Annotated in this window: 18 protein-coding genes and 4 tRNA genes; 18 read left to right on the top strand and 4 right to left on the bottom strand. The window is 69.1% G+C overall.

The window, feature by feature from the left end; all coding sequences use genetic code 11:
• Positions 1–162: 162 nt before the first annotated feature.
• Positions 163–244: transfer RNA gene (locus IE182_RS22060), tRNA-Tyr, on the top strand.
• A gap of 121 nt (positions 245–365) precedes the next feature.
• Here the strand turns inward: IE182_RS22060 and IE182_RS22055 are convergent.
• Positions 366–1,028, bottom strand: coding sequence for an NAD(P)H-binding protein (locus IE182_RS22055; RefSeq protein ID WP_190111609.1), 663 nt, complete (start codon positions 1,026–1,028; stop codon positions 366–368).
• A gap of 21 nt (positions 1,029–1,049) precedes the next feature.
• Positions 1,050–2,327 carry an amidohydrolase family protein gene (locus tag IE182_RS22050; protein ID WP_190111608.1) on the bottom strand — a complete coding sequence of 426 codons (1,278 nt, stop codon included), beginning with the start codon at positions 2,325–2,327 and terminating at the stop codon, positions 1,050–1,052.
• A gap of 250 nt (positions 2,328–2,577) precedes the next feature.
• Here IE182_RS22050 and IE182_RS22045 point away from each other — a divergent pair.
• The 8 genes from IE182_RS22045 to IE182_RS22010 all read left to right on the top strand — a co-directional run bounded on the left by IE182_RS22045 (position 2,578) and on the right by IE182_RS22010 (position 7,412).
• Positions 2,578–2,650: transfer RNA gene (locus IE182_RS22045), tRNA-Thr, on the top strand.
• Positions 2,651–2,701: 51 nt separating this feature from the next.
• Positions 2,702–2,774, top strand: a tRNA-Met gene (locus tag IE182_RS22040).
• An 85-nt stretch (positions 2,775–2,859) separates the two neighbouring features.
• Entirely contained in the window at positions 2,860–3,024 is a 165-nt protein-coding gene (gene rpmG, locus IE182_RS22035) for a 50S ribosomal protein L33 (protein WP_004571794.1), read from the top strand.
• Positions 3,025–3,113: 89 nt separating this feature from the next.
• Positions 3,114–3,566 carry a MaoC family dehydratase N-terminal domain-containing protein gene (locus IE182_RS22030; protein ID WP_190111607.1) on the top strand — a complete coding sequence of 151 codons (453 nt, stop codon included), beginning with the start codon at positions 3,114–3,116 and terminating at the stop codon, positions 3,564–3,566.
• Positions 3,566–4,000: a MaoC family dehydratase gene (locus IE182_RS22025; protein WP_190111606.1), complete on the top strand. Its 435-nt coding sequence runs from the start codon at positions 3,566–3,568 to the stop codon at positions 3,998–4,000. The genes IE182_RS22030 and IE182_RS22025 overlap by 1 nt, the downstream gene beginning before the upstream one ends.
• Positions 4,001–4,086: 86 nt before the next feature.
• Entirely contained in the window at positions 4,087–4,635 is a 549-nt protein-coding gene (locus IE182_RS22020) for a TetR/AcrR family transcriptional regulator (protein ID WP_190111605.1), read from the top strand.
• A gap of 77 nt (positions 4,636–4,712) precedes the next feature.
• Positions 4,713–6,140, top strand: a complete 1,428-nt coding sequence (locus tag IE182_RS22015; RefSeq protein WP_190111604.1) for a DHA2 family efflux MFS transporter permease subunit — start codon at positions 4,713–4,715, stop codon at positions 6,138–6,140.
• A gap of 216 nt (positions 6,141–6,356) precedes the next feature.
• Positions 6,357–7,412, top strand: a complete 1,056-nt coding sequence (locus tag IE182_RS22010) for a UDP-N-acetylmuramate dehydrogenase (RefSeq protein ID WP_190111603.1) — start codon at positions 6,357–6,359, stop codon at positions 7,410–7,412.
• Positions 7,413–7,444: 32 nt separating this feature from the next.
• Here IE182_RS22010 and IE182_RS22005 read toward each other — a convergent pair whose 3' ends face one another.
• Both IE182_RS22005 and IE182_RS22000 read right to left on the bottom strand, forming a co-directional pair.
• Positions 7,445–8,500 carry an adenosine deaminase gene (locus IE182_RS22005; RefSeq protein ID WP_190111602.1) on the bottom strand — a complete coding sequence of 352 codons (1,056 nt, stop codon included), beginning with the start codon at positions 8,498–8,500 and terminating at the stop codon, positions 7,445–7,447.
• A gap of 119 nt (positions 8,501–8,619) precedes the next feature.
• The gene (locus tag IE182_RS22000) at positions 8,620–9,867 is read right to left on the bottom strand and encodes a pyridoxal phosphate-dependent aminotransferase (RefSeq protein WP_190111601.1); all 1,248 of its coding nucleotides are present in this window, start codon (positions 9,865–9,867) and stop codon (positions 8,620–8,622) included.
• Positions 9,868–10,110: 243 nt separating this feature from the next.
• On the opposite strand from IE182_RS22000, the gene IE182_RS21995 reads away from it, so the two are divergent.
• The 9 genes from IE182_RS21995 to IE182_RS21955 all read left to right on the top strand — a co-directional run bounded on the left by IE182_RS21995 (position 10,111) and on the right by IE182_RS21955 (position 22,494).
• Positions 10,111–10,183 (top strand) — tRNA-Trp (locus IE182_RS21995).
• 106 nt (positions 10,184–10,289) lie between these two features.
• Entirely contained in the window at positions 10,290–10,580 is a 291-nt protein-coding gene (gene secE, locus IE182_RS21990) for a preprotein translocase subunit SecE (protein ID WP_071961684.1), read from the top strand.
• Between the two features lie 84 nt (positions 10,581–10,664).
• Complete coding sequence (gene nusG / locus IE182_RS21985; protein ID WP_190111600.1) at positions 10,665–11,537, top strand: transcription termination/antitermination protein NusG; 873 nt, start codon at positions 10,665–10,667, stop codon at positions 11,535–11,537.
• 169 nt (positions 11,538–11,706) lie between these two features.
• Positions 11,707–12,141 (top strand): 50S ribosomal protein L11, encoded by a 435-nt coding sequence (gene rplK, locus IE182_RS21980; RefSeq protein WP_190111599.1) that lies wholly within the window; start codon positions 11,707–11,709, stop codon positions 12,139–12,141.
• A gap of 83 nt (positions 12,142–12,224) precedes the next feature.
• A complete protein-coding gene (gene rplA / locus IE182_RS21975; protein ID WP_190111598.1) occupies positions 12,225–12,941 on the top strand; it encodes a 50S ribosomal protein L1 in 717 nt (238 codons plus the stop codon).
• Positions 12,942–13,319: 378 nt separating this feature from the next.
• Positions 13,320–13,877, top strand: a complete 558-nt coding sequence (gene rplJ, locus IE182_RS21970) for a 50S ribosomal protein L10 (RefSeq protein WP_190111597.1) — start codon at positions 13,320–13,322, stop codon at positions 13,875–13,877.
• Positions 13,878–13,987: 110 nt separating this feature from the next.
• Positions 13,988–14,374 carry a 50S ribosomal protein L7/L12 gene (rplL, locus tag IE182_RS21965; RefSeq protein WP_190111596.1) on the top strand — a complete coding sequence of 129 codons (387 nt, stop codon included), beginning with the start codon at positions 13,988–13,990 and terminating at the stop codon, positions 14,372–14,374.
• Between the two features lie 614 nt (positions 14,375–14,988).
• Positions 14,989–18,471 carry a DNA-directed RNA polymerase subunit beta gene (rpoB, locus tag IE182_RS21960; RefSeq protein ID WP_190111595.1) on the top strand — a complete coding sequence of 1,161 codons (3,483 nt, stop codon included), beginning with the start codon at positions 14,989–14,991 and terminating at the stop codon, positions 18,469–18,471.
• A 123-nt stretch (positions 18,472–18,594) separates the two neighbouring features.
• On the top strand, positions 18,595–22,494 hold the full coding sequence (locus IE182_RS21955) for a DNA-directed RNA polymerase subunit beta' (RefSeq protein WP_190111594.1): 3,900 nt from the start codon (positions 18,595–18,597) through the stop codon (positions 22,492–22,494).
• Positions 22,495–22,528: the final 34 nt, after the last annotated feature.

The following is a 22,528-nucleotide window of genomic DNA, read 5'->3' as shown; positions in this document are numbered from 1 at the left end:
GATCCATCAGGGGAGTGCGGCCGGGGCCGCGTCGGCCAGCCTAGTCACCCGGGGGCGCATCGAGGCGCTGTGAACCGAGTGGCGGACCACCCCAGGTCATCGGGTATGGTTTACGTCGTTGCCCCGGAGAGGCTCGAAAGAGCGGCCGAGGCGACCACCCATGGCGGTGTGCCCGAGTGGCCAATGGGAGCGGACTGTAAATCCGTCGGCTTAGCCTACCCAGGTTCGAATCCTGGCGCCGCCACGGAACGAAGCCCCTGACCTGCAAAGGTCAGGGGCTTCTTTCGTTCCGCGGGCCTGTTTCCCCGGTTTCCGCGGTTTCCGCGGGCCTGCTTCGCCGGCCGGTTTTCCGCGGGTCCCGGCGGCTAGCCCGCCACCGCCTTCACCGCCTCCGCCACCGGCGTGTCGCCGCCGATCAGCTCAAGCGTCCGGCCGGCCGTCCCCGGCTCCTCCAGCAGGGCCGCCAGCACCGCCGCCACGTCGTCGCGGGACACGTCCCCGCGGCCCGTACTGCCCGCCGAAAGCGCCACGCGTCCCGTACCCGTCTCGTTCGTCAGCCTGCCCGGGCGCAGGACGGTCCAGTCGAGGCCGGCCCGGGAGCGGACGTCCGCGTCGGCGGCGCCCTTGGCGCGCAGGTAGGCGGCGAAGACCGGGTCCGTGCCGGGCTGCGGCTCGCGGTCGGCTCCCATGGACGAGACGATCAGGAAGCGCCGGACCCCGGCCGCCTCCGCCGCGTCGGCGAAGAGCGCGGCGGCCGCGCGGTCGACGGTGTCCTTGCGCTCGACGCCGCTGCCCGGTCCCGCGCCGGCCGCGAACACGGCGGCGTCGGCACCCTCCAGGTGACGGGCGACGTCCGCGACGGAGGCCGTCTCCAGGTCCGCCACGACCGGTTCCGCGCCGGCGGCCAGCAGGTCCCCCGCCTGTCCCGCGCGGCGGACGATGCCCGCCACCTCGTCACCGCGCCCGGCGAGCAGCCGCTCCAGCCGCAGCGCGATCTGACCATGTCCTCCAGCGATGACAATGCGCATGATCCGACCGTACGCCGACGGTCAGCGCTCCGGATCCCCGCCGCGCGGTGACTGGCGGGGCAGGTCCAGGGACGCCGGCGACGGGGCGTCGGCCTGGACGTCGCCGTACTCCCGCACCGCGCTCGTACGGGCCACCACGCGGCCGCGGTGGACCACGAGGCGGCTGTAGCCCAGGGAGAGCACGCTCGCGATCCCGCCGCCGCGCACCGCCAGCAGCTCCGCCGGGAAGCCGGCCTCCACCCGCACCTCCGGCAGCCCCATCGCCGCCCGGGCCCGCCCGCTCACCGCCTCGTACGCCTGGCCGGGGCCGAGCTCGCCGTGCGAGGCCAGCAGGTAGGCCGCCTCCAGGGGGTCCCCGCGCCCGACGGGGTTGGCGGCGTCGCGCAGGGAGCCGCTGCCCGCGGCCACCTTCACGCCCGCCGCCCGCAGCAGCCGCACCGGCGCGCACCAGGCGCCCCGCCCGCCGCCCAGGACGCCGCAGGCGCCCTGCGGCAGGCAGACGACCGTCACGCCGGCCGCCGCCAGCTGATGGCCCGCCCGCAGGGCCTTGTCCTGCGGGAGCCGGGCCAGGCCCGCGCAGGGCCCGAACGTGACGCCGGGACGCAGCCCGCCGGCCATGGCCGCGAGCCGGGCCAGGCGCACGGGGTCGTCACCGTCGGTGTGCAGGTCGACGGCGCAGCCGTGCTCGGCGGCGATGGCCAGGACGGTCTCGGCGTAGCCGGTGGGGTCGGGGTCGAGCTCGGGGCAGCCGCCGACGACCGTGGCGCCCATCTCGACCGCGTCCCGCAGCATCGCCAGCCCGTCGGCGCCGGCCGTGCCCGTCAGCAGCCGGGGGACGGCGACGGCGCTGAGCTCGGTGAGCCCGGACAGCGCGCGCCGGGCCTGCAGCACGGCCTCCAGGGAGCGCAGGCCCTGGACGTCGCCGATGCGCACGTGCGAGCGCACCGCCGTCGCGCCGTGGCCGAGCTGCAGCAGGGCCGCCTCGGTCGTGCGCCGCTGGACGTCCTCGGCGGCGAAGGCGAGCGGGCCGCCGAGGTCGGCGGTGAGCGCGGTGTCGCAGTGGGCGTGCGGCTCGGCCGGTGCGGGCAGCAGGACGTAGCCGGTGAGGTCGACGCGCGGGCCGGGGGCGAGGCTGCCGGCGGTCCCCACGGCCTCGATGCGCCCGCCGCTGAGGCGCACGTCCACGACGCGGCCGTCGGCGAGGCGGGCGCCGCACAGCAGCAGGGCGCCGTCGCCGGGCGCCGCGGCGGCGGCGTCGCCGTCCGGGCTCCTCGCGGGCTGCGGCTGACTGTCGGGCATCGCGGTCCTCCGGGTGGCCGGGGCGGACATGATCACTCAGCGGTCCGAGCGTAGGCCGCGTGCCGAGCCGGTTCGAGCAGGCGGCGGCGAGCGGCGAATAGTCGTACCGGCGTGTGTCCGGGGGCGGCGCGGAGCGTGCGGCGGCGGGGCCGGGAATCCCCGCCGCGACCTGCCCGGCAAGGGGTCCGGGCGGGGTCGCCGGATACGGATTTCACCTTCGGCCGCAGACCGTGTAATGTCTTCCTCGCTCGCCCCAATAGCTCAGTCGGCAGAGCGTCTCCATGGTAAGGAGAAGGTCAACGGTTCGATTCCGTTTTGGGGCTCTGGTGTGAGGGGTTTTCCCGCCTTCGGGCGGGGAAACCTCCCCACATCAAAGCGGTGTAGCTCAGTCGGTAGAGCAAGCGGCTCATAATCGCTGTGTCACCGGTTCAAGTCCGGTCACCGCTACACACAGTAGCCGATTGTGGGGTCGGTCCTCCGATCGGCTACTCTTTTCTGCGTTAATCCGTCCATTCCGTCAAGGAGCACTCACGTGGCTGCCACCGACGTCCGCCCGAAGATCACGCTGGCCTGCGTGGAGTGCAAGGAGCGGAACTACATCACCAAGAAGAACCGGCGCAACGACCCGGACCGTCTTGAGATGAAGAAGCACTGCCCTCGTTGCAACGCCCACACGGCGCACCGCGAGACCCGCTAAACGCGAAATCGTTCATGAGGCCGCCCCCATCTTCTGGGGGCGGCCTCATGGCGTATCCACCCAAGTCCACTGCAGGAGGTGCCGAGCCCATGGCACTCGACCAGTCCTTCGTCGGACGGACCTACCCGGCCACCGAGCCGTACGAGGTCGGCCGGGAGAAGATCCGCGAATTCGCCGAGTCCGTCGGCGACGCCAACCCGGCGTACACCGACCCCGAGGCCGCCCGGGCTCTCGGCCACCCGGACGTGATCGCCCCGCCGACGTTCGTCTTCGCGATCTCCTTCCGGGCCGCCGGTCTGGTCATCCGTGACCCGCAGCTGGGCCTGGACTACGACCGCGTGGTGCACGGCGAGCAGAAGTTCGCCTACACCCGCCCCGTCGTCGCGGGCGACCGCCTGACGGTCACCTCCACCATCGAGTCGATCAAGTCCCTGGCCGGCAACGACGTGGTCATGGTCCGTGGCGAAGTGCACGACGCGGACTCCCTGCACGTGGTGACGGTCCACACGAAGCTGGTGGCGCGAGCCGCCGAGGAGGCGTGATGGCCACCACTGTTTCCTACGACGCGGTCGAGGTCGGCACCGAGCTGCCCGCCCAGTCCTTCCCCGTGACGCGCGCCACGCTCGTCCGCTACGCGGGTGCCTCCGGCGACTTCAACCCGATCCACTGGAACGAGAAGTTCGCCAAGGAGGTCGGACTGCCCGACGTCATCGCGCACGGCATGTTCACCATGGCCGAGGCGATCCGCGTCGTCACCGACTGGGCCGGCGACCCGGCCGCCGTCATCGACTACGGGACGAAGTTCACCAAGCCCGTCGTCGTGCCGAACGACGACAAGGGCGCGACCGTCGAGGTCAGCGCCAAGGTCGCGGCCAAGCTCGACGACGAGGCCCGCACGGTCCGCGTGGACCTGGTGGCCATGAGCGACGGCCAGAAGGTGCTGGGCATGGCCCGCGCCGTGGTCAAGCTCGCCTGAGCGGCAGACACACGTAAGGGGCGCCCGCAATTGCGGGCGCCCCTTACTCCTTGACTCGTTAGTGAGTAGCCACTAACTTACTCGCCATGCCCAGGATGACCGCCGAAGAGCGCCGCGAGAGTGTCATCCGCGCCGCGATGTCCGAGTTCGCGCGCGGGGGCTACCACGGCACCTCCACGGAGGCGATCGCCCGCCGCGTCGGGGTCTCCCAGCCGTACCTCTTCCGGCTCTTCCCCGGCAAGCAGGCGATCTTCCTGGCCGCGGCCAACCGCTGCCTGGAGGAGACCCGGCTGCTCTTCGAAGAGGCGTGCAAGGACGCCACGTCGCCCGATGAGGCCAACCGCATGATGGCGGAGGCGTACCTGGTGGACACCGATCCCGAGCAGCTGCTGTTCCAGATGCAGATCTACGTGGCGGTGGCCTCCGCCGAGGCCGCGGGCGACCACGAGTTCGGCCGCACGATCAGGGAGAGCTGGCTGGAGTTCTGGGACTCCGTCCACCTCTCGCTCGGGGCGGACCAGGAGGAGACCACCGAGTTCTGGGCCTACGGGATGCTCATCAACACCCTGCTGTCCCTGGGCTTCCCGGCCGATCACCGCGTCTGGGCCGGCTTCCACACGACCAAGCCCCTCTAGCCGCAGAAACCAGGGGGGCCGGCATCCGCACGGCCGCAAAAGTTAGTGATCAATAACTAATCGACCAGGGGGAATCAATGAAGCACCAGCAAGAACCACCCACCTCCCGCACGGGCGCCATCTGGGCCCTGATCATCACCAGCGTCGCCGGCTTCATGGCGGCCCTGGACAACCTTGTCGTCACCACCGCCCTGCCCTCCCTGCGCAAGGACCTCGGCGGAGGGCTGGAAGAGCTCGAATGGACGGTGAACGCCTACACGCTCACCTTCGCCGTCCTGCTGATGCTCGGCGCGGCGCTGGGCGACCGCTTCGGCCGCCGCAGGCTCTTCCTCGCCGGCCTCGCGATATTCACCGCCGCGTCGGCCGCCGCCGCGGCGGCCCCCGGCATCGACAGCCTCATCGCCGCCCGCGCCGTCCAGGGCGCCGGGGCGGCGATCATGATGCCGCTGACCCTCACCCTCCTCACGGCCGCCGTCCCCGCCGCACGACGCGGCATGGCGTTCGGGATCTGGGGCGCGGTCAACGGCCTCGCCGTCGCCTGCGGCCCCCTGATCGGCGGCGGCCTCACCGAGCACGTCTCCTGGCACTGGATCTTCTGGCTGAACGTTCCGCTCGGCCTGGTCCTCCTGCCGCTCGCCCGCTTCCGTCTGAACGAGTCGTACGCCCCCGGCGCCCGCCTCGACGTCCCCGGCACGCTCCTCGTCAGCGGCGGCCTCTTCGGCATCGTCTACGCCCTGGTCAAGACCCCCTCGGACGGCTGGACCAGCACCCCGGTGGTCGTCAGCCTCCTGGTTGGAGCCGCGCTCCTGGGCGGGTTCGTCCACCACGGCATCCACAACAAGGCCCCCATGCTCCCCATGCGCCTCTTCGGCAACCGCGCCTTCAGCGCGATCAACGCCGCGAGCCTCCTGATGTTCCTGGGCATGTTCGGGTCGATCTTCCTGCTCAGCCAGTTCCTCCAGAACGTGAGCGGCTACTCGCCCACGGAGGCGGGTCTGCGCATGCTGCCCTGGACGGGCATGCCGATGATCGTCGCGCCGCTCGCCGGCTACCTCTCCGACCGCATCGGCGGCCGCCCCGTGGTCACCGCCGGGCTGGCCCTCCAGGCCCTGGGCCTGGCCCTCTTCGCCGTGGTGATCGAGGCCGACGTCTCCTACGCAGCCCAGCTCCCCGCCCTGATCGTCAGCGGCGTCGGCATGGCCCTGTACTTCGCGCCCGCCGCGAACCTGGTGATGTCCAGCGTCCGCCCCGCCGAACAGGGCATCGCCTCCGGCGCCAACAACGCCCTGCGGGAAGTGGGCGGCGCCCTGGGCGTGGCCGTCATGGCCTCGGTCTTCTCGGCGCAGGGCGGCTACGAATCCGCCGCAACCTTCGTGGATGGCATACGCCCGGCCCTGTGGGCGGGGGCAGCAGCAGTGGCCCTGGCAGCAGTAGCGGCAGCCCTGCTCCCCACCAGGAAGCAACCGCAACCGGAAGAGCCGGCACGCACCCCGGCCAGGGTCTGAGGAACCGACGGGAGGGCGCCGGCGGCGGAGGGAGTCGTTCCGGAATGCTGCCGGACATGTGTGGGCGGAGTGCGGGGTTCCCGTGCGGGAGACGGCTCCCCGCCCGTAAATATCCGATTCCGGAATGACCCCCGGAGCCGCCGGGCGCCCGCACCACGACGGCCCGGGCCGCCACCACGACCGACGTCCCGCCCAGGCCCCCGTACCCTGGTGCCCGTGCAGGAACGACACGACGCCCCCCTCGCCCCCCTGACCACCTTCCGCCTCGGCGGCCCGGCGACCCGCCTCATCACGGCCGTCACCGACGCCGAGGTGATCGACGCGGTGCGCGAGGCCGACGAGACCGGCACCCCGCTGCTGATCATCGGCGGCGGCAGCAACCTCGTCATCTCCGACAAGGGCTTCGAGGGCACCGCCCTGCGCATCGCCACCACCGGCTTCGCGCTGGACGGCACCCGCCTGGAGCTCGCCGCCGGCGAGAACTGGTCCGACGCCGTGGCCCGCACCGTCGAGGCGGGACTGGCCGGCATCGAGTGCATGGCCGGCATCCCCGGCTCGGCCGGCGCGACGCCGATCCAGAACGTCGGCGCGTACGGCCAGGAAGTGGCCTCCACGATCACCGAGGTGGTCGCATACGACCGCCACACCGGCGACACGGTGACGATCCCCAACGCGGACTGCGCGTTCTCCTACCGCCACAGCCGCTTCAAGGAGGACCCCACCCGCTACGTCGTCCTGCGGGTCCGCTTCGAGCTGGAGGACGCGGGAGGCATGTCGGCGCCCCTGAAGTACCCCGAGACGGCCCGCGCGCTCGGCGTGGAGGCCGGCGACCGCGTCCCGGCCGCCGCCGCCCGCGAGACGGTGCTGCGGCTGCGGGCCGGCAAGGGCATGGTCCTCGACGCGGAGGACCACGACACCTGGTCCGCGGGCTCGTTCTTCACCAACCCCATCCTCACCGCGGCCGAGCACACCGCGTTCATGGCGCGAGTCGCCGAGCGGCTCGGCGCGGACGTGGCCCCGCCGGCGTTCCCGGCGGGCGACGGCCTGATCAAGACCTCGGCGGCCTGGCTGATCGACAAGGCGGGCTTCACGAAGGGCTACGGCTCGGGCGCCGCCCGCATCTCGACGAAGCACACGCTGGCGCTCACCAACCGCGGGCGGGCCACGACCGAGGACCTGCTGGCGCTGGCCCGCGAGGTCCGCGACGGGGTGCACGAGGCGTTCGGCGTGACGCTGGTGAACGAGCCCGTCACGGTGGGCGTCAGCCTGTAGCAGGGCCCGGGAGACGGACCCGGCCGGCGGGGTCAGCCCACGGCCGGTGCGCCCGCGGCAGGGCCGGCAGGGGCAGCCAGCCAGCCGTCGATGTCCGTCAGCAACCGCTCCCGCACGTCCGCCGGCGCCGCCGACGCGCGCACCGACTGCCGTGCCAGCTCCGCCAGCTCGGCGTCCGTGAACCCGTGGTGGTCGCGGGCCAGCTCGTACTGCGCCGCCAGCCGCGAGCCGAAGAGCAGCGGGTCGTCCGCGCCCAGTGCCATCGGCACACCCGCCTCGAAGAGCGTGCGCAGCGGAACGTCGGCGGGCTTGTCGTACACGCCCAGTGCGACGTTCGAGGAGGGGCAGACCTCGCAGGTGACGCCGCGCGCGGCGAGCTTGGCCAGCAGGCGGGGGTCCTCGGCGGCCCGTACGCCGTGGCCGATGCGGGCCGCGTGCAGGTCGTCGAGGCAGTCGCGCACGCTGCTGGGGCCCGAGAGCTCCCCGCCGTGCGGGGCGGCCAGCAGACCGCCCTCACGGGCGATCTCGAAGGCGCGGTCGAAGTCGCGGGCCAGGCCGCGCCGCTCGTCGTTGGAGAGGCCGAAGCCGACCACGCCCCGGTCGGCGAAGCGCACGGCCAGGCGGGCCAGTGTGCGGGCGTCCAGCGGGTGCTTCATGCGGTTGGCGGCCACCAGGACCCGTATCCCCACGCCCGTGTCCCTGGACGCCGTCTCCACCGCGTCCAGGATGATCTCCAGGGCCGGGATCAGGCCGCCCAGGCGGGGTGCGTACGAGGTGGGGTCGACCTGGATCTCCAGCCACCCCGAGCCGTCGCGGACGTCCTCCTCCGCGGCCTCCAGGACCAGCCGCCGGATGTCCTCGGGGGAGCGCAGGCAGGAGCGGGCGATGTCGTACAGCCGCTGGAAGCGGAACCATCCGCGTTCGTCCGTCGCCCGGAGCTGGGGTGGCTCCCCGCTGCTCAGCGCCTCCGGCAGGTGCACGCCGTACTTGTCGGCCAGCTCCAGCAGGGTCGAGGGGCGCATGGACCCGGTGAAGTGCAGGTGCAGGTGGGCCTTCGGCAGCAGTCGGACGTCGCGAACACTCTCCATCCTGGGATCTTGCCGTACGAACCGGCCGACCGGAAGGGGCTTTCCCTGAACGGACGCCGCCCCGAAAACGCATGCGGGCCCCCGGCCGCAGCCGGGGGCCCGCAGAGCAGGTGGGGGTGTTACGCCTTGGCCTCCGCCAGCAGCTTCTGGATGCGCGAGACGCCCTCGACGAGGTCCTCGTCACCCAGCGCGTAGGACAGGCGCAGGTAGCCGGGCGTGCCGAACGCCTCGCCGGGGACGACCGCGACCTCGGCCTCGTCCAGGATCAGCGCGGCCAGCTCGACGGAGCTCTGCGGGCGCTTGCCGCGGATCTCCTTGCCGAGCAGGCCCTTGACCGACGGGTAGGCGTAGAACGCGCCCTCGGGCTCGGGGCAGACGACGCCGTCGATCTCGTTGAGCATGCGCACGATGGTGCGGCGGCGGCGGTCGAAGGCGACCTTCATCTCCTCGACGGCCGTCAGGTCGCCGGAGACGGCGGCCAGCGCCGCGACCTGCGCGACGTTGCTCACGTTGGACGTGGCGTGCGACTGCAGGTTGGTCGCGGCCTTGACGACGTCCTGCGGGCCGATGACCCAGCCCACGCGCCAGCCGGTCATCGCGTACGTCTTGGCGACGCCGTTGACCACGATGCACTTGTCGCGCAGCTCCGGGACCACCACGGGCAGGGAGGAGAACTCCGCGTCGCCGTAGACGAGGTGCTCGTAGATCTCGTCGGTGAGCACCCACAGGCCGTGCTCGGCGGCCCAGCGGCCGATCTCCTCGACCTGGGCCCGCGAGTAGACCGCGCCGGTCGGGTTCGAGGGGGAGACGAAGAGCAGCACCTTGGTCCGCTCGGTGCGAGCTGCTTCGAGCTGCTCGACCGACACCCGGTAGCCGGTGGTCTCGTCGGCGACGACGTCGACCGGCACGCCGCCCGCGAGGCGGATCGACTCGGGGTAGGTGGTCCAGTACGGGGCCGGGACGATGACCTCGTCGCCCGGGTCGAGGACGGCGGCGAACGCCTCGTAGATGGCCTGCTTGCCGCCGTTGGTGACGAGCACCTGCGACGCCTCGATCTCGTAGCCCGAGTCGCGCAGCGTCTTCGCCACGATGGCCGCCTTGAGCTCCGGCAGCCCGCCGGCCTGGGTGTAGCGGTGGTACTTGGGGTTGCGGCAGGCTTCCACCGCGGCCTCGACGATGTAGTCCGGCGTCGGGAAGTCGGGCTCGCCGGCGCCGAAGCCGATGACGGGGCGACCGGCCGCCTTGAGGGCCTTGGCCTTGGCGTCGACGGCCAGGGTGGCGGACTCGGAGATGGACCCGATACGGGCCGACACCCGGCGCTCGGTGGGGGACTGGGCGGGGGACACGGGAGGAGTGGCAGCGCTCATGAGGGCATCGTCGCAGACCTCGCGGGAGGCGGGCACATTGGTTTCACGGACCGGTCCGGGGGGTGTTTCGCAGGCCGTCCTGAGGTCCTTGCGCAGCCCCTTTCGGGAACGCGGCGCCCATGGCTGTTCGACGACGGCGTCCGGACCACGTACACTCATCCGTCGTTGGCCCTCACCGGCGAATCCGCCCGATGCATGCACACCGTGCACCCGGACGGATGCGGTACGTTGGGGGAACCACAAAGGGTCGTAGCTCAATTGGTAGAGCACTGGTCTCCAAAACCAGCGGTTGGGGGTTCAAGTCCCTTCGGCCCTGCTACACGCATCACACTGGGTGCGTGCGTGCGTACGTACTGAAATGCACCGCCGTGCGGCTCAACCGGGCGCGGCACGGCCACGACCCGGATTCAGGTGAGGACGTAGTGACGGAAGCCCTTGGCTCCACCGCGACGCCTGAGAGCGGTCGTCCTGAGGACGAGGTGGCCACCAAGAAGGGCCGCCGTGGCGGAAAGCGCGGGAAGAAGGGTCCTCTGGGCCGCCTCGCACTCTTTTACCGCCAGGTCGTCGCAGAGCTCCGCAAGGTCGTCTGGCCCACCAAGAGCCAGCTGTCGACGTACACCACTGTGGTGATCGTCTTTGTTGTCATCGTCATCGGTCTGGTGACCGTGATTGACTATGGGTTCGAGCAGGCCGTCAAGTACGTCTTCGGCTGAGCCCGGTCCCGCGCGTAAGGCGGCCTTTCCGGAGAGCCGCCTCTTCGCTCGTTCCACCCCTTGAAGCCAGGAAGAAGCAGCCAAGTGTCTGACCCGAACCTGAACGACGCCGCCGAGCCCGTCGAGGCGACGGAGGCCGACGTGGACGCTCCGGCTCCGGCTGACTCGGAAGAGGTCGGCGAAGACACCGAGACGCAGATCCTCGAGAACGCCGACGGCGTGGACGAGTTCGACGCGGAGGAAGCCGCCGCGGGCGAGCCCGCCGAGGAGGCCGCGCTCCGTGTCGAGGGCGAGGACGAGCTCGCCGGTGACGAGGTCGAGGAGGCCGAGGAGGCCCCCGTCGACCCGGTCGCCGCGCTCCGCGACGAGCTGCGCGGTCTGCCCGGCGAGTGGTACGTCATCCACACCTACGCGGGCTACGAGAACCGCGTGAAGACCAACCTTGAGCAGCGCGCCGTCTCGCTGAACGTCGAGGACTACATCTTCCAGGCCGAGGTGCCGCAGGAAGAGGTCGTCCAGATCAAGAACGGCGACCGCCGCACCGTCCGCCAGAACAAGCTCCCCGGCTACGTGCTGGTGCGCATGGACCTGACGAACGAGTCCTGGGGCGTCGTCCGCAACACGCCGGGCGTCACCGGCTTCGTGGGCAACGCCTACGACCCGTACCCGCTGACCCTGGACGAGATCGTCAAGATGCTCGCCCCCGAGGCCGAGGCGAAGGCCGCCAAGGAGGCCGCCGAGGCCGAGGGCCGTCCGGCCCCCAGCCGCAAGGTCGAGGTCCAGGTGCTGGACTTCGAGGTCGGCGACTCGGTCACGGTCACGGACGGTCCGTTCGCGACGCTGCAGGCCACGATCAACGAGATCAACGCCGACTCGAAGAAGGTCAAGGGCCTCGTCGAGATCTTCGGTCGCGAGACCCCGGTCGAGCTCAGCTTCGACCAGATCCAGAAGAACTGATCTTCGCCGGGATTCCCCGGCAAACGCTTCCGAACAGGTCAGACCGGCTCTCGCAGCCTGTCTGACCTGTCGGTTTTGGCCCGGCCGCGATACCCGTTATCGTGGTGCGGTATGCCTGCGCGCAGTGTGTCGTAGGCAAAAAAACTCTCACTAGGACCCGGAGAGAGCAATGCCTCCCAAGAAGAAGAAGGTCACGGGGCTTATCAAGCTCCAGATCAGCGCTGGTGCCGCCAACCCGGCTCCGCCGGTCGGCCCCGCGCTGGGTCAGCACGGCGTCAACATCATGGAGTTCTGCAAGGCCTACAACGCCGCGACCGAGTCGCAGCGTGGCATGGTCGTGCCGGTGGAGATCACGGTCTACGAGGACCGTTCCTTCACCTTCGTCACCAAGACTCCGCCGGCCGCCAAGCTGATCCTCAAGGCCGCGGGCGTGGACAAGGGCTCCGGCGAGCCGCACAAGACCAAGGTCGCGAAGCTGACGCGCGAGCAGGTCCGCGAGATCGCCACCACCAAGATGCCCGACCTGAACGCCAACGACCTGGACGCCGCCGAGAAGATCATCGCCGGCACCGCCCGTTCCATGGGCGTCACGGTCGAGGGCTGATCAAGCCCCCGCTTGACCTTTCAGTGGCAGGGCCGGCGCTGGCCCGGACCACGACTCCACGCTCAAACCTTTCAGGAGCAGAAGTGAAGCGCAGCAAGACTCTCCGCGCTGCGGACGCCAAGATCGAGAAGGAGCGCCTCTACGCTCCCCTCGAGGCCGTCCGTCTCGCGAAGGACACCACCTCCGTCAAGTTCGACGCGACCGTCGAGGTTGCCCTGCGTCTGGGTGTCGACCCGCGCAAGGCCGACCAGATGGTCCGTGGCACCGTGAACCTTCCGCACGGCACCGGTAAGACCGCCCGGGTCCTGGTCTTCGCGACCGGCGACCGTGCCGAGGCCGCGCGTGCCGCGGGCGCCGACATCGTCGGCGCCGACGAGCTGATCGACGAGGTCGCGAAGGGCCGTCTGGACTTCGACTCCGTCGTCGCCACCCCGGACCTCATGGGCAAGGTCGGCCGCCTCGGCCGCGTGCTCGGTCCCCGTGGTCTGATGCCGAACCCGAAGACCGGCACGGTCACCCCGGACGTGGCGAAGGCTGTCACGGACATCAAGGGCGGCAAGATCGAGTTCCGCGTCGACAAGCACTCGAACCTGCACTTCATCATCGGCAAGGTGTCGTTCGACGAGGCCAAGCTGGTCGAGAACTACGCCGCGGCGCTGGAGGAGATCCTCCGTCTGAAGCCGTCCGCCGCGAAGGGCCGCTACGTCAAGAAGGCGACCCTGACCACCACGATGGGCCCCGGCATCGCCCTGGACCCGAACCGCACCCGCAACCTCCTCGTGGAGGACGAGACCGTCTGAGGACGGCTCTCGTAGCTGGTGACGCCTTCCAGCGGTAGCCGGGAGACGTGCGTGAACCACGAACCGGGCCCCGCATCTGTTTCGCAGGTGCGGGGCCCGGCTCGATTTGGAACTCGCGCCCGGATCGCGTAAGGTGTCCTAGAAGCCAAAGACCGCTGGTCGTTGCTGTACCTCCTCCCGGAGGTGTGGTGGCCGAAGGATCCGCTAGCTGCGGGCGACCTGCGCAGGTGAATGTGGTTGCACTCCCATCGAGGCGCAAGAGAATTGCGTCGGCATGGTCGAGTCACGCCCCGTGCGCCTGCGCCGGGGCGTTTCGTTTTGCCCAGGTCCCTTCTCGCGCCTATGCGGTCCGAATCACCCGGAAGGAGGCCGAGGCTCATGGCGAGGCCCGACAAGGTCGCAGCCGTCGAGGAGATCGCGGACAAGTTCCGCAGCTCCAACGCCGCTGTTGTGACCTCGTACACCGGGCTCACCGTTGCGCAGCTCAAGCAGCTGCGCCGGTCGCTCGGTGAAAACGCTCAGTACGCCGTGGTGAAGAACACGCTGACCAAGATTGCGGCCAACGAGGCCGGGATCCAGCTGGACGAGCACCTCGTGGGCTCGACCGCTGTCGCCTTCGTGACCGGTGACCCGGTCACGGCGGCGAAGAGTCTTCGTGACTTCGCCAAGGAGAACCCCTCTCTCGTCATCAAGGGCGGTGTCCTTGACGGCAAGGCGCTGTCCGCCGACGAGATCAAGAAGCTTGCGGACCTCGAGTCCCGCGAGGTTCTGCTCGCCAAGCTGGCGGGTGCCATGAAGGGCAAGCAGTCCCAGGCTGCGTCGCTCTTCCAGGCCCTGCCCTCGAAGCTGGTCCGCACCGTGGACGCGCTTCGCGACAAGGTCGAGCAGGGCGGTGCCGGTACGCCGGCTCCCGTCGAGGCCGAGGCTGCCGAGTAATCCAGGCATCCGCCTGAATCACTCGCGCCCGTCACGGTCGCAGCGGGCCCTACGTACGCCCGCCGAAATGTACATCCGGCACCTGCCGAATTAGTGGAAGGACCGCCATCATGGCGAAGCTCACCCAGGACGAGCTGCTCGCGCAGTTCGAGGACATGACCCTCATCGACCTCGCCGCGTTCGTGAAGGCGTTCGAGGAGAAGTTCGACGTCACCGCCGCTGCCGCTGCCCCGGTCGTCATGGCCGGCGGCGTCGCCGGTGGCGAGGCCGCCGCTGCCGAGGAGCAGGACGAGTTCGACGTCATCCTCACCGGCGCCGGCGACAAGAAGATCCAGGTCATCAAGGTCGTGCGTGAGCTGACCTCCCTGGGTCTGAAGGAGGCCAAGGACCTCGTCGACGGCACCCCGAAGCCGGTCCTCGAGAAGGTCGCCAAGGACGCCGCGGAGAAGGCCGCCGAGGCCCTCAAGGGCGCCGGCGCCTCCGTCGAGGTCAAGTGACCCCACGGAGTCTGCTGACTCCTCTACGGCGGGCGTCCTGACGCTTGCCGCAAACTCAAGGGCGATCACCCACACGGGTGGTCGCCCTTGGGCGTTCCCGGGACGGATGCGCGCACCGGACGCCGGGGACGAGTATGGTGATCTTCGTTGCTCAGAGGCGGCCGGAAGGCCGCAGACGCCCCGTTACGGGAGGCGGCCGGGGTCGAGGGGCCTTGACGAACGGCACGCCGCGCGCGATTCTCAGGACGCGTCCCGGACGCGTCGCACATCGGTCCTCCGTCCGAGGCATGGATCGATGGCGGAGAGGGAAGTATCGTCATGCGCTTCCGGCGCACGGCGTGCGTCGGACGGGCGCCAGGCGCTGAGGAACAACAGGATCCCGGAGGGAGAGATTGGTATCGCACCGGTCTCGGGAAATCCGCTCTGGACATCAGTGGGCCAAGTGGCTACACTGACCCTTTGCGCTGCCTGTTAGCTGCTCCCTGCCCGTCACCAGGGGCATGCCCACTTCCGAGCACAGCTGATGGAAACCCCCTGAGCTGGGATTTCTCTCCTTTGTACGGAGTGGGACCGGTACGCGCGTAGTGAGTCCGAGCCCTCGGAAGGACCCCCTCTTGGCCGCCTCGCGCAACGCCTCGACCGCCAATACGAACACCGGCGCCAGCACCGCCCCGCTGCGCATCTCCTTTGCGAAGATCAAGGAGCCTCTTGAGGTTCCGAACCTCCTTGCGCTGCAGACCGAGAGCTTCGACTGGCTGCTCGGCAATGCCGCATGGAAGGCTCGCGTCGAGGCTGCGCTGGACAGCGGTCAGGACGTCCCCACCAAGTCCGGTCTGGAGGAGATCTTCGAGGAGATCTCCCCGATCGAGGACTTCTCCGGGTCGATGTCGCTGACCTTCCGCGACCACCGTTTCGAGCCCCCGAAGAACTCCATCGACGAGTGCAAGGAGCGCGACTTCACGTACGCGGCCCCGCTCTTCGTCACGGCCGAGTTCACGAACAACGAGACCGGTGAGATCAAGTCCCAGACGGTCTTCATGGGCGACTTCCCGCTCATGACGCCGAAGGGCACCTTCTGCATCAACGGCACCGAGCGTGTCGTCGTCTCGCAGCTGGTCCGTTCGCCGGGTGTCTACTTCGACTCCTCCATCGACAAGACGTCCGACAAGGACATCTTCACCGCCAAGATCATCCCCTCCCGGGGTGCCTGGCTGGAGATGGAGGTCGACAAGCGTGACATGGTCGGTGTCCGCATCGACCGCAAGCGCAAGCAGTCCGTCACCGTCCTGCTGAAGGCTCTCGGGTGGACCACCGAGCAGATCCTTGAGGAGTTCGGCGAGTACGAGTCCATGCGCGCCACCCTGGAGAAGGACCACACCCAGGGCCAGGACGACGCGCTGCTCGACATCTACCGCAAGCTGCGTCCGGGCGAGCCGCCGACCCGTGAGGCCGCGCAGACGCTGCTCGAGAACCTCTACTTCAACCCCAAGCGCTACGACCTCGCGAAGGTCGGCCGCTACAAGGTCAACAAGAAGCTGGGCGCCGACGCCCCGCTCGACGCCGGTGTGCTGACCGTCGACGACGTCATCGCGACGATCAAGTACCTGGTCAAGCTGCACGCCGGTGAGCTGGAGACCATCGGCGAGAACGGCACGTCGATCGTCGTCGAGACCGACGACATCGACCACTTCGGCAACCGTCGTCTGCGCAACGTCGGCGAGCTCATCCAGAACCAGGTCCGCACGGGTCTGGCTCGTATGGAGCGCGTCGTCCGCGAGCGGATGACCACCCAGGACGTCGAGGCGATCACGCCGCAGACCCTGATCAACATCCGGCCGGTCGTCGCCTCCATCAAGGAGTTCTTCGGCACCAGCCAGCTGTCCCAGTTCATGGACCAGACCAACCCGCTGTCGGGTCTGACCCACAAGCGTCGTCTCTCGGCGCTGGGTCCGGGCGGTCTCTCCCGTGAGCGGGCCGGCTTCGAGGTCCGAGACGTCCACCCGTCGCACTACGGCCGCATGTGCCCGATCGAGACGCCCGAAGGCCCGAACATCGGTCTGATCGGCTCGCTCGCCTCCTACGGCCGCGTCAACGCGTTCGGTTTCGTCGAGACCCCGTACCGCAAGGTCGTCGACGGCGTCGTCACCGACGAGGTCGACTACCTGACGGCCGACGAGGAAGACCGCTTCGTGATCGCCCAGGCGAACGCGCCCCTCACCGAGGACATGCGCTACGCCGAGGCCCGCGTGCTGGTCCGCCGCCGTGGTGGCGAGATCGACTACATCGCCGGCGACGACGTCGACTACATGGACGTCTCCCCGCGCCAGATGGTGTCCGTCGCGACCGCCATGATCCCCTTCCTTGAGCACGACGACGCCAACCGCGCGCTCATGGGATCGAACATGATGCGCCAGGCCGTTCCGCTGATCAAGGCGGAGGCCCCGCTGGTCGGCACCGGCATGGAGTACCGCTGTGCGGTCGACGCCGGCGACGTCATCAAGGCCGAGAAGGACGGTGTCGTCCAGGAGGTCTCCGCCGACTACGTCACGGTGGCCAACGACGACGGCACGTACAACACCTACCGCGTCGCCAAGTTCTCCCGCTCGAACCAGGGCACGTCCTTCAACCAGAAGGTCGTCGTGGACGAGGGCGCCCGCGTGATCACCGGTCAGGTGCTCGCCGACGGTCCGTCCACGGACGAGGGCGAGATGGCGCTCGGCAAGAACCTCCTCGTGGCGTTCATGCCGTGGGAGGGCCACAACTACGAGGACGCGATCATCCTGTCGCAGCGCCTCGTGCAGGACGACGTCCTCTCCTCGATCCACATCGAGGAGCACGAGGTCGACGCCCGTGACACCAAGCTGGGCCCCGAGGAGATCACCCGGGACATCCCGAACGTCTCCGAGGAGGTCCTCGCCGACCTCGACGAGCGCGGCATCATCCGCATCGGTGCCGAGGTCGTGGCCGGCGACATCCTGGTCGGCAAGGTCACCCCGAAGGGTGAGACCGAGCTGACCCCGGAGGAGCGCCTGCTCCGCGCGATCTTCGGTGAGAAGGCCCGTGAGGTCCGTGACACCTCGCTGAAGGTGCCGCACGGCGAGATCGGCAAGGTCATCGGCGTGCGCGTCTTCGACCGCGAGGAGGGCGACGAGCTGCCCCCGGGCGTGAACCAGCTGGTCCGCGTCTACGTCGCTCAGAAGCGCAAGATCACCGACGGTGACAAGCTCGCCGGCCGTCACGGCAACAAGGGTGTCATCTCCAAGATCCTGCCGGTCGAGGACATGCCGTTCCTTGAGGACGGCACCCCGGTCGACATCATCCTCAACCCGCTCGGTGTCCCGTCCCGAATGAACCCGGGACAGGTCCTGGAGATCCACCTCGGCTGGCTCGCCAGCCGCGGCTGGAAGGTCGAGGGCGACGAGGACTGGATGAAGCGTCTGCAGGCGATCGGCGCCGACGACGTCGCCGCCGGCACCAACGTCGCGACCCCGGTCTTCGACGGCGCCCGCGAGGACGAGATCGCCGGTCTCTTCGAGTCCACGATCCCCAACCGCGACGGCGAGCGCCTGGTGCTCCCGTCCGGCAAGGCCCGGATGTTCGACGGCCGCTCCGGCGAGCCGTTCCCGGACCCGATCTCGGTCGGGTACATGTACATCCTCAAGCTGCACCACCTGGTCGACGACAAGCTGCACGCCCGTTCGACCGGTCCGTACTCCATGATCACCCAGCAGCCGCTGGGTGGTAAGGCTCAGTTCGGTGGCCAGCGCTTCGGTGAGATGGAGGTGTGGGCGCTCGAGGCTTACGGCGCCGCCTACGCCCTCCAGGAGCTGCTGACCATCAAGTCCGACGACGTCACCGGCCGAGTGAAGGTCTACGAGGCGATCGTCAAGGGCGAGAACATCCCCGAGCCCGGCATCCCCGAGTCCTTCAAGGTGCTCATCAAGGAGATGCAGTCCCTCTGCCTCAACGTGGAGGTGCTGTCCTCGGACGGCATGTCCATCGAGATGCGGGACACCGACGAGGACGTCTTCCGCGCGGCGGAGGAGCTCGGTATCGACCTGTCCCGGCGCGAGCCGAGCAGCGTCGAAGAGGTCTGACGGGTCTGGTGGGGGGCTTCCCCGGAAGCCCCCCACCGTCCCCGGACCCCCAGACCACTGATGTAGAGCCCATACCTCGCTAGCGCGAGAGGGCACGACCCCTGAAAGAGGGATTGACGACAAGTGCTCGACGTCAACTTCTTCGACGAGCTGCGGATCGGCCTGGCGACCGCGGACGACATCCGAACCTGGTCCCACGGCGAGGTCAAGAAGCCGGAGACCATCAACTACCGCACCCTGAAGCCGGAAAAGGACGGACTCTTCTGCGAGAAGATCTTCGGCCCCACCCGGGACTGGGAGTGCTACTGCGGCAAGTACAAGCGTGTCCGCTTCAAGGGCATCATCTGTGAGCGCTGTGGCGTCGAGGTCACCCGCGCCAAGGTGCGCCGTGAGCGGATGGGCCACATCGAGCTTGCCGCTCCCGTCACCCACATCTGGTACTTCAAGGGCGTCCCGTCGCGCCTGGGCTACCTGCTCGACCTCGCCCCGAAGGACCTCGAGAAGGTCATCTACTTCGCCGCCTACATGATCACGTGGGTGGACGACGAGCGCCGCACGCGCGACCTGCCCTCGCTGGAGGCCCACGTCTCCGTCGAGCGTCAGCAGATCGAGCAGCGCCGCGACGCCGACCTTGAGGCCCGCGCCAAGAAGCTCGAGTCCGACCTGGCCGAGCTGGAGGCCGAGGGCGCCAAGGCCGACGTGCGCCGCAAGGTGCGCGAGGGCGCCGAGCGTGAGATGAAGCAGCTGCGCGACCGTGCGCAGCGCGAGATCGACCGCCTCGACGAGGTGTGGAGCCGCTTCAAGAACCTCAAGGTCCAGGACCTGGAGGGCGACGAGCTGCTCTACCGCGAGCTGCGTGACCGCTTCGGCACGTACTTCATGGGTGCGATGGGCGCCGCCGCGCTGCAGAAGCGCCTGGAGTCCTTCGACCTCGACGAGGAGGCCGAGCGCCTCCGCGAGATCATCCGGACCGGCAAGGGCCAGAAGAAGACCCGTGCGCTCAAGCGCCTCAAGGTCGTCTCCGCCTTCCTGCAGACCCGCAACAGCCCCAGCGGCATGGTGCTGGACTGCATCCCCGTGATCCCGCCGGACCTGCGTCCGATGGTGCAGCTGGACGGTGGCCGCTTCGCGACCTCCGACCTGAACGACCTGTACCGCCGTGTGATCAACCGCAACAACCGTCTGAAGCGTCTGCTCGACCTCGGTGCCCCCGAGATCATCGTGAACAACGAGAAGCGGATGCTCCAGGAGGCGGTCGACGCCCTCTTCGACAACGGCCGTCGTGGTCGCCCGGTCACGGGCCCCGGCAACCGTCCGCTGAAGTCCCTCAGCGACATGCTGAAGGGTAAGCAGGGTCGATTCCGTCAGAACCTGCTCGGTAAGCGTGTGGACTACTCCGCGCGTTCCGTCATCGTCGTCGGTCCGCAGCTGAAGCTGCACCAGTGCGGTCTGCCCAAGGCCATGGCGCTGGAGCTCTTCAAGCCGTTCGTGATGAAGCGCCTGGTCGACCTGAACCACGCGCAGAACATCAAGTCGGCCAAGCGCATGGTCGAGCGCGGCCGCACCGTCGTGTACGACGTCCTCGAAGAGGTCATCGCCGAGCACCCGGTGCTGCTGAACCGTGCGCCCACGCTGCACCGCCTCGGCATCCAGGCCTTCGAGCCGCAGCTGGTCGAGGGCAAGGCCATCCAGATCCACCCGCTCGTCTGCACCGCGTTCAACGCGGACTTCGACGGTGACCAGATGGCCGTCCACCTGCCGCTCTCCGCGGAGGCGCAGGCCGAGGCCCGCATCCTGATGCTGTCCTCGAACAACATCCTCAAGCCGGCCGACGGCCGTCCGGTCACCATGCCGACCCAGGACATGGTGCTCGGTCTGTTCTTCCTCACCACCGACGAGGAAGAGCGCAAGGTCATCGGCGAGGGCCGGTCCTTCGGCTCGGTCGCCGAGGCGATCATGGCGTTCGACGCCCGTGAGCTCTCGCTCCAGGCGAAGGTCGACATCCGCTTCCCGATCGGCACCGTCCCGCCGCGTGGCTGGACCCCGCCGGTCGCGGAGGAGGGCGAGCCGGAGTGGCAGCAGGGCGACTCGTTCCGCCTGCGCACCACCCTGGGCCGCGCGCTCTTCAACGAGCTGCTGCCCGAGGACTACCCGTTCGTCGACTACTCGGTGGGCAAGAAGCAGCTCTCCGAGATCGTCAACGACCTGGCCGAGCGCTACCCCAAGGTCATCGTGGCGGCGACGCTCGACAACCTGAAGGCGGCCGGCTTCCACTGGGCGACCCGTTCCGGCGTCACCGTGGCCATCTCCGACGTCGTCGTTCCCGAGGCGAAGAAGGAGATCGTCAAGGGCTACGAGGCGCAGGACGAGAAGGTCCAGAAGCAGTACGAGCGCGGTCTGATCACCAAGGACGAGCGCACGCAGGAGCTCATCGCGATCTGGACCAAGGCGACCAACGAGGTTGCCGAGGCGATGAACGCGAACTTCCCCAAGACGAACCCCATCTTCATGATGGTTGACTCGGGTGCCCGAGGAAACATGATGCAGATGAGGCAGATCGCCGGTATGCGTGGTCTGGTGTCGAACGCGAAGAACGAGACCATTCCGCGACCCATTAAGGCGTCGTTCCGTGAGGGTCTCTCCGTGCTGGAGTACTTCATCTCCACCCACGGTGCCCGTAAGGGTCTCGCGGACACCGCCCTCCGTACCGCCGACTCGGGTTACCTCACCCGTCGTCTGGTCGACGTCTCCCAGGACGTGATCATCCGCGAGGAGGACTGCGGCACCGACCGTGGCCTCAAGCTGGCGATCGCCGTCCGCGGCGAGGACGGCGTCCTGCGCAAGACGGACGACGTCGAGACCAGCGTGTACGCCCGCATGCTCGCCGAGGACGTCGTCGTCGACGGCAAGGTCATCGCGCCGGCCAACGTCGACCTCGGTGACGTGCTCATCGGCCAGCTCGTCGCGCACGGCGTCGAGACGGTCAAGACCCGCTCGGTCCTCACCTGCGAGTCCGCGGTCGGCACCTGTGCCTTCTGCTACGGCCGCTCGCTGGCGACCGGCAAGCTGGTGGACATCGGTGAGGCGGTCGGCATCATCGCCGCCCAGTCCATCGGTGAGCCCGGTACCCAGCTGACGATGCGTACCTTCCACACCGGTGGTGTGGCCGGTGACGACATCACCCAGGGTCTGCCCCGTGTCGTCGAGCTCTTCGAGGCCCGTACGCCCAAGGGTGTCGCCCCGATCTCGGAGGCGGCCGGCCGCGTCCGCATCGAGGAGACCGAGAAGACCAAGAAGATCGTCGTCACTCCGGACGACGGCAGCGACGAGACGGCGTTCCCGATCTCGAAGCGTGCCCGTCTGCTGGTCAGCGAGGGCGAGCACGTCGAGGTGGGCCAGAAGCTCACCGTGGGTGCCACCAACCCGCACGACGTCCTGCGCATCCTCGGCCAGCGCGCCGTCCAGGTCCACCTGGTCGGCGAGGTCCAGAAGGTCTACAACTCGCAGGGTGTGTCGATCCACGACAAGCACATCGAGATCATCATCCGGCAGATGCTGCGCCGCGTGACGATCATCGAGTCCGGCGACGCGGAGCTGCTGCCGGGCGAGCTCGTGGAGCGCTCGCGCTTCGAGTCCGAGAACCGTCGTGTGGTCACCGAGGGCGGTCACCCCGCCTCCGGCCGTCCGCAGCTGATGGGTATCACCAAGGCCTCGCTCGCGACCGAGTCCTGGCTGTCGGCGGCGTCCTTCCAGGAGACGACCCGGGTTCTGACCGACGCGGCGATCAACGCCAAGTCGGACTCCCTGATCGGCCTCAAGGAGAACGTCATCATCGGTAAGCTCATCCCGGCCGGTACGGGTCTGTCCCGCTACCGCAACATCCGGGTGGAGCCCACCGAGGAGGCGAAGGCCGCGATGTACTCGGCCGTCGGTTACGACGACATCGACTACTCGCCCTTCGGCACCGGCTCCGGCCAGGCGGTCCCGCTGGAGGACTACGACTACGGTCCGTACAACCAGTAGTCGTTGCGACACGCTCGTCAGGGCGGTCACCCCG

The organism is Streptomyces cinnamoneus (assembly GCF_014650495.1).
Lineage (GTDB): Bacteria > Actinomycetota > Actinomycetes > Streptomycetales > Streptomycetaceae > Streptomyces > Streptomyces cinnamoneus.
Note: the sequence above shows the minus strand (reverse complement) of the source record. Positions and strands in the feature narration are given on the sequence as shown.

Bases quoted from the DNA above. Each gene is read 5' to 3' on its own strand.
- IE182_RS22055 (WP_190111609.1), bottom strand. From the start codon at position 1,028: ATGCGCATTGTCATCGCTGGAGGACATGGTCAGATCGCGCTGCGGCTG.
- IE182_RS22015 (WP_190111604.1), top strand. From the start codon at position 4,713: ATGAAGCACCAGCAAGAACCACCCACCTCCCGCACGGGCGCCATCTGG.
- rplL (WP_190111596.1), top strand. From the start codon at position 13,988: ATGGCGAAGCTCACCCAGGACGAGCTGCTCGCGCAGTTCGAGGACATG.
- IE182_RS22030 (WP_190111607.1), top strand. From the start codon at position 3,114: ATGGCACTCGACCAGTCCTTCGTCGGACGGACCTACCCGGCCACCGAG.
- IE182_RS22025 (WP_190111606.1), top strand. From the start codon at position 3,566: ATGGCCACCACTGTTTCCTACGACGCGGTCGAGGTCGGCACCGAGCTG.
- IE182_RS22005 (WP_190111602.1), bottom strand. From the start codon at position 8,500: ATGGAGAGTGTTCGCGACGTCCGACTGCTGCCGAAGGCCCACCTGCAC.
- IE182_RS22050 (WP_190111608.1), bottom strand. From the start codon at position 2,327: ATGCCCGACAGTCAGCCGCAGCCCGCGAGGAGCCCGGACGGCGACGCC.
- IE182_RS22020 (WP_190111605.1), top strand. From the start codon at position 4,087: ATGCCCAGGATGACCGCCGAAGAGCGCCGCGAGAGTGTCATCCGCGCC.
- IE182_RS22000 (WP_190111601.1), bottom strand. From the start codon at position 9,867: ATGAGCGCTGCCACTCCTCCCGTGTCCCCCGCCCAGTCCCCCACCGAG.
- rplJ (WP_190111597.1), top strand. From the start codon at position 13,320: ATGGCGAGGCCCGACAAGGTCGCAGCCGTCGAGGAGATCGCGGACAAG.
- rplK (WP_190111599.1), top strand. From the start codon at position 11,707: ATGCCTCCCAAGAAGAAGAAGGTCACGGGGCTTATCAAGCTCCAGATC.